Source organism: Streptomyces sp. NPDC006510 (assembly GCF_040611955.1).
Taxonomy (GTDB): domain Bacteria; phylum Actinomycetota; class Actinomycetes; order Streptomycetales; family Streptomycetaceae; genus Streptomyces.
Window position 1 is genome coordinate 1 of record NZ_JBEXPH010000320.1, and the last position, 6,299, is coordinate 6,299.

Genomic DNA, 6,299 nt, shown 5'->3' on the forward strand with positions numbered 1-6,299 from the left:
CGGGCCCGCGGCGCTGGAAGGTGGAGACATGGACGCGCACACCGATCGGTTCGCCGCGGCCGCCGCCGAGGAGCGGTGGGCGATGGTGCGCGGCATCGTGGCCGGTGGGGCGCTGGGCGACCCCGGCTGGCGGGCCGCCTTCGAGGAGGTGCCGCGGCATCTGTTCGTGCCGTACTACTTCGTGGGCGGCGGCTACGACCGCCTGTGGTGCGAGGACCCCGACCCGGACCGGCGGGCCCGGTGGCTGCGAGGGGCGTACGAGGACGGGCCGCTGGCCACCCGGATCCGGAACGGCGAACTGATCTCGTCGAGCAGCCAGCCCTCGCTGATGGCCCGGATGCTCGAAGAGCTGGACGTACAGGAGGGGCACCGGGTCCTGGAGATCGGCGCGGGCAGCGGCTACAACGCGGCGCTGCTGGCCCACCGGCTCGGCGACGACGCCGTGACCACCGTCGACCTCGACCCGGAGATCACCGAGTCGGCCCGCCGGCACCTGGCCGCGGCCGGATACCACCCGGCGGTGATCACCGGGGACGGGACACGGGGCTGGCCCCGGCGAGGCCCGTACGACCGGATCATCGCGACCTGCACCCTGCCGTGCGTACCGCAGCCCTGGCTGGAGCAGTGCGTACCGGGCGCCCGGATCCTGGCCCCGTTCGCCACCGGACTGATCGCGCTGCGGGTGGGGGAGACGGCACACGGGAAGTACGCCGAGGGTCGGTTCCTGCACACGGCCGCCTACTTCGTACCGTTGCGCGGCACTCCGGCACAGCCCGCACGGCGCCCGCACATCGGCGCGGTGCCGAGGCACGTCAGCGAGAACGATCTCTTCCGGTTCCTGCTGACGCTCACCGGGGCCTCCCTCGACCCGCGCGAGGCGCTCTCGCTCTGGCGGCGCGAGAAGCGCCCCGAGCGGGAGAGGTTCGGCATCACGGTCAGGGACGGGCGGCAGTGGGCCTGGCTGGACGACCCCGAGGGACCGTACGCCTGGCCACTGCCCACCGTCTGACCCGGATCAGCCCCGGCGGATCGTGATCGTCGTCCACGCTCCGACATGCACCTTGTCGCCGTCCTGGAGCGGGACGGGGACATACGGCTGGATCGGGTCCTCGGCGCCGTTGAGCGTGGTGCCGTTGGTGGAGTTCTGGTCGACCACGGCCCAGCTGCCGTCGGGCTGCTGCACCAGCACGGCGTGCTGGTGCGAGACGCCCGGGTCCTCCGGCGGCACGGACAGATCGATGTCGGGGGACTCGCCGGTGCTGTGCCTGCGGCGGCCGATGGTGATCTGGTTGCCGGCCAGCGGAAGCTGCTGTTCCGGGGAGTACGCGGGCAGGTTCAGCCCGGTCGCCTCCGGGCCGCTGCGCTGCATCATCGCCAGGAAGTACTCACGGTCCGGGGCGATGACCGCGGTCCAGCTCGCGGGCGGCTGGTTCTGGTTCTGCCCCGGGAACGGCGGCTGTTGCTGCTGCGGCGGGCCCTGGGTACGGGACGGCGGCGACAGCATCCAGTCGTCGTCGCCCTGCGGTCCCTGCGGCGGGGCAGGCTGCTGCGGAGCCGGCGGACCGGGCTGCTCGAACCCGGGCGGCGCCGACTGCTGCTGGAACGGCGGCGGCGCGGACTGCTGCTGGAACGGCGAGGGCGGTGCGGACTGCTGCTGGAAGGACGGCGGAGGCGTCGGACCCTGCTGCTGGAACGGCGGCGGGGGCGACTGCGGGCCCGGCCCGGGGGCCGGGGGACCGGGCTGGTTGCCCTGCTCGGAGGAGAGCGGCTCGGCCGGGCGGTTCATCTGCGAGGGCCGCGAGCCCTGGTACTCGAACGGGTCGCGCTGCTGCTGCGTCGGGCCCGGCGGCTGCTGCGCCTGGAAGCCGGGCGGCAGGTTGAGTCCGGGCGGCGGGCCGGGAACGCCGTGGGCCGGGGCCAGCGGCGTGTACGACGTCGCGGTGTTCGTGAGGAAGTTCCAGCGGCACTCCTCGCAGAACGGCGCCATCGCCTCGCGGGGCGTGCGGCACTGCGGGCAGAGCTCCGCCTGCTGGGTCGCATCGGATCCCGGGCCCGGCGGGTAGCCGTAACCGGGAGCGGGCGGCGGGGGCGGCGGCGGGGGGACCGCGCCCGCAGGCGCGCCCGCGCCGGTCATGCGATGGCCGCAGACCTCGCACCAGTCATCGGAACCCGACTGGTGTCCGTTCGGGCAGGTCGGCATGTCGGCGCTTCCCCCTCTCCTGGGCCGGCCCCTGGGCCGGCGTATTTTTTCCTGCTCTTCGCCTCCCGGTGGATCGTTCCCGGCCGGGCGGCTCGACCATGTGGCTCTGTGGTTGCTTGCGGTGTTGCTCGGTGGTTACTTCTTGACGCGAACGGTCTTGGTCGAGCGCGTTTCGAGGGTCATCTCGTCGGCGTCCGCGACCTTTGCCTTCAGTCGCACAGTACCGGTCGCCGCGTCCACGACGTCCACTACCTTCGAAAGCAGTTTCGCAGTGTCCTCGTTCCCGGACGCCGACGCCAGCTGCACCGCGCGGCCCAGTTTCGCGGTCGCGCCGTCGAAGTCCCCCGACTTGCGGGCATCGAGCCCCTGCTGGATGACCTGTGCCAGTTCCGCCTGGCCGGTGTAGTGCGCGACCTGCGGATTGATCGAGGTGGACGCCACCATGTCCTCGGTCCACACGGCCCGGACCAGGCCCTGCGAGAGCGTCTGCGGAGCCCCGCCCGACGGGTCGGGGAGGACCAGCGAGACCCGGGACGCCAGCATCTCCTGCCCGATCCCGGCCTGCGGCACAGTCACGCACACGTGGTAGTCGCGGGACTCGTCGCCCCAGGAACCCGTGGGGTAGTCCCCGGCGCGGGGGCCCGCCTCGGTGCGCCGGTCGGTCAGATCGACGACCGTCGGTGCGACCTGTTTCACAAACTTGATCTCGACCCCGACGGGCGTCCAGAGCCGCAGTGCGACATCCGCGACCTCCTTGCCCATCGCGTTCTCCATCATCCGCGTGAAGTCGGCGGCCAGCCCCGCGGGGTCGGCGACGATGTCGGCCGTGCCCAGCAGCGCGGAGGCGATCGCTGTGACCTCTTTCACCTCCCAGTCGGTGCCGACACCGCGGGCGTCACAGGTGAAGCGGCCCGCGCAGGATTCGAGCGCCGCCCGCAGGTCCTCCGGAGCCTCGTGCTCGTTGCGGCCGTCGGTGAGCAGGATGCCGTGCCGGATCCGGACGTCGGCCGCGCCGAGCAGCCGGTCGGCCAGCCGCAGCCAGGTGCCGATCGCCGTACCGCCACCGGCACTGAGCGCGCGCAGGGCCTCCTTCGCCTGGGCCTTGGTCCGCGCGTCGGCGACGGCGAGGCGGCCGTTGCCGGGGTAGACCTCCTTGGCGACGTGCGTACCGCCGACGACGGCGAACGAGGTGCCGTCGCGCAGGGTGTCGATGGCCGCGGCCGTCGCGTCGCGGGCGTTGCGCATCTTCGTCGGCGGATAGTCCATCGAGCCGGAGCAGTCGACCATGATCACCACTGCGGCGTTCGGCGCCTGCCCCGGAACGTGCGCGGGCGTCGCGGACGCACCGGACAGCGGGACCCCGCCGGTGGTACCGCCTCCGGTCGAGGTGACCGTGACGATCGCGTTGACCTCGCGGCCGCCCTCCGGCAGATATTCGTTCTGGTACACCTCGACGGAGAACTGCGGCACGTTCGACTTGGAGAAGTTGGCCATCTGGTCGGCTCCTTGGGACTCCAGGTGTCGGATGAAGACAGCTGTGAGGGAAGAAAGACGGGCGAAGTCAGCGGTGGCGGACCGGACGGTCAGCACTGGAATACGGTCAGAACTGGAATCAAGCGTTACGGAACGGGACTCACGTGGTATCGCAGGCCGATCCTGCCCCCTGCGGCTCCACGGTGAACGGCAGCAGGGCCACTGTTACGTTGTCGTGGCCCCCACCGTCGAGCGCATGACCCACCAGCACCTGCGCGCCGTGCAGCGGCCGTTGATGTGCGTCGGCCGGCACCGCCGCGGCCATCTCGGCCGCCGACTCCGCGTAGTTCCACAAGCCGTCCGTGCACACGACCACGAGACCGGACCGGTCCGGCTTGAAGGACGCGGTGTGCGGTTCCAGCTCGTACGCGTCGGCACCGAGCCACCCCGTGATGGCGTGGGCGCGCTCGTCCGCGTACGCCTCGGCCTCGTTCATCAGGCCCGCCGCCACCATCTGTGCGGCCCAGGAGTCGTCCTCGGTCAGCCGGGCGGGCGGGGTGGTGCGGTCGTCGGGCACCCAGTAGACCCGGCTGTCGCCGACCCAGCCGACGATCAGCAGGCCGCCCGCCATGATCGAGCCGACCAGGGTGCACGCCGGGGCGTTCCGGTGGCGGTGCTGGTCGTGCTCCATGGCCCGGCCGGGCTCCTGGGCCAGGGAGTTGACCGCCTCGGCGGCCGCGACGATCGCCTCGTGCATCGCCTGCTGCGGGTGGGTGCCGCGCGGCAGCGACTCCAGCAGCGCTTCGTTGGCCGCGCTCGCGGCGGCCGCCGAGGCCTCGTCGGGGCGGCTGGCCGACGAGACACCGTCGCAGACGATCGCGACGACGGCCGGTGAGCCGTCGGGCAGGGCGGTGGTCGACACCGCGAACGAGTCCTCGTTGCGGTGATGGCGCAGGCCCCGGTCGCTGACGGCGGCCACCGAACCGAGCTCCTGCTCCATGTGGTCGCGCTCGCGCGGCTGGGCGTGACCGCAGTTCTCGCAGTAGCCGTCGGTGTCGACACTGCCCGCCCGGCAGGCCACACACCGCTTGGCACCGGCCGGCGGCGTGGCCGCCACCGGCTGCGCGGCGGGGGTACGCGGGTCGGGCGCGGACGCCGGCGCCGGGGCGTCGGCCGACGACGCGGCCGCTTCGCCGGACGGCGTACCGGCCGACGCGGGGGCGGCCAGCTCGAAGTCGTCCGACCCGCCCGATTCGCGCCGCCGGTCGAAGCGGACCTCGCCCGCGTCGCCCGCCGGAGCGGGGGCGGCGGCCGCCGCACCGTTCTCCGCCGGCACGGTGATGGCGATCGTCGGGTGGTCCTGGGGAGCGGCGGGCACGGCCGACAGGTCGTACCCGCAGGCACCGCAGAACAGGTCCCCCGGCTCCAGCGGCTCCTCGCAGCCGGGGCACTTCGACAGGGCCGTCTCCTGGGGCTTCTGCGACATTTTCACACCCACGTCCGGGGGCGGAAACGGTTGGCCCGCTCCACCAGTTCGATCCTCTCATCGCCGGGCTCCGCAAGCCTGGCGAGCATCCGGTAAGAACGCTCGAGCCCGAAGCGCAGGCCCCGCTCGTCCAGCTCGCTGTCGAGCAGCGATTTCGGCACGGGCGACTGGGCCGCGGGCCGGGCGATGGGGCTACCGGAGAGTACCCAGTCGAGCGCCGTCCCCAGCACCTCGGTCGACAGCTGCTCCCGGCGCACCGCGTCCAGACCGAATCCGGCCAGCCCCGAGACCTGGGCCGAGGCGGCCATCAGATCGACGAGCAGCGGCTCGTCCGGGGCCCGCTCGCGCAGCCGGGCACGCACCGCGGCGACCCGGGCCGCCGTGTAGTGGATCGATGCCTCCGGCACCGACTCCAGCGCCCGGACGGCCCCGGCCCGGTCCCCGGCGGCGATCTGCACCCGGGCCAGCCCGAAGGCGGCGCTGACGAAGCTCGGGTCGGTCGTCCACACCAGCCGGTAGTACTCGGCGGCGTTGTCCAGCTGGCCCAGGACCTCCGCGCAGATCCCCAGGGCCAGCTTGGGCGCCGGCTCGCCGGGGAACGCGTCGTACACCGCGTCGAAGGAGAGCGCCGCGTTCTCGTTGTCACCGGTCACCAGCGAGGTGATGCCGCGGTACCAGACGACCCGCCAGTCGTCCGGGTGCTGGCCCTCCAGCGCCGTCAGGGTCTCCCCCGCGGCACCGAGTTCGTTCAGCTCCAGGCGGGCGCGCAGCTCGCGCAGCCGGGTCTCCAGCGAGGCCACGGGCACGGTGTTCAGCGCGGAGATCAGCTCGGACGGGGCGGTGGTCATCAGCCCGGCGAGGAAACCAGCGTTGGGGTCGCTCGCGTCGACCCGGGGCACGGGCAGCGCGAGCGAGGTGGACCGTACGTCGAGCCGGACCAGCCGGGGGCCGTCCGGGACGGGAAGACCCGGGAGCGCACCGGGTTCGCCGGCCGGGACCCGGGGAGCCGGGATCGCGGCCTGCGCCTGCGGGTACGCGACGGCCCCGCCGCTCGGGCCGCTGCCCGCCCGGACGTGGGTGGGCGGCGTGGTCAGCGGACCGGCCCCCGGCGCGGCGTACCCGGGGGAGGGCGGGGCGCCC

Annotated in this window: 5 protein-coding genes; 1 reads left to right on the plus strand and 4 read right to left on the minus strand. The window is 73.3% G+C overall.

Going from position 1 to position 6,299, the window contains the following annotated elements; all coding sequences use genetic code 11:
• The first annotated feature begins 28 nt into the window (after nucleotides 1-28).
• Complete coding sequence (locus ABZY11_RS42175) at nucleotides 29-1,009, plus strand: methyltransferase domain-containing protein (protein WP_356484253.1); 981 nt, start codon at nucleotides 29-31, stop codon at nucleotides 1,007-1,009.
• Nucleotides 1,010-1,015: 6 nt separating this feature from the next.
• Here ABZY11_RS42175 and ABZY11_RS42180 read toward each other — a convergent pair whose 3' ends face one another.
• The 4 genes from ABZY11_RS42180 to ABZY11_RS42195 all read right to left on the minus strand — a co-directional run.
• Nucleotides 1,016-2,200, minus strand: coding sequence for an FHA domain-containing protein (locus ABZY11_RS42180; RefSeq protein ID WP_356484249.1), 1,185 nt, complete (start codon nucleotides 2,198-2,200; stop codon nucleotides 1,016-1,018).
• 135 nt (nucleotides 2,201-2,335) lie between these two features.
• Nucleotides 2,336-3,694, minus strand: coding sequence for a VWA domain-containing protein (locus ABZY11_RS42185; protein WP_356484250.1), 1,359 nt, complete (start codon nucleotides 3,692-3,694; stop codon nucleotides 2,336-2,338).
• 139 nt (nucleotides 3,695-3,833) lie between these two features.
• A complete protein-coding gene (locus ABZY11_RS42190) occupies nucleotides 3,834-5,165 on the minus strand; it encodes a protein phosphatase 2C domain-containing protein (RefSeq protein WP_356484251.1) in 1,332 nt (443 codons plus the stop codon).
• On the minus strand, nucleotides 5,162-6,299 hold a 1,138-nt coding region (locus ABZY11_RS42195; RefSeq protein ID WP_356484252.1), incomplete at its 5' end, for a tetratricopeptide repeat protein. The genes ABZY11_RS42190 and ABZY11_RS42195, both read right to left, overlap by 4 nt.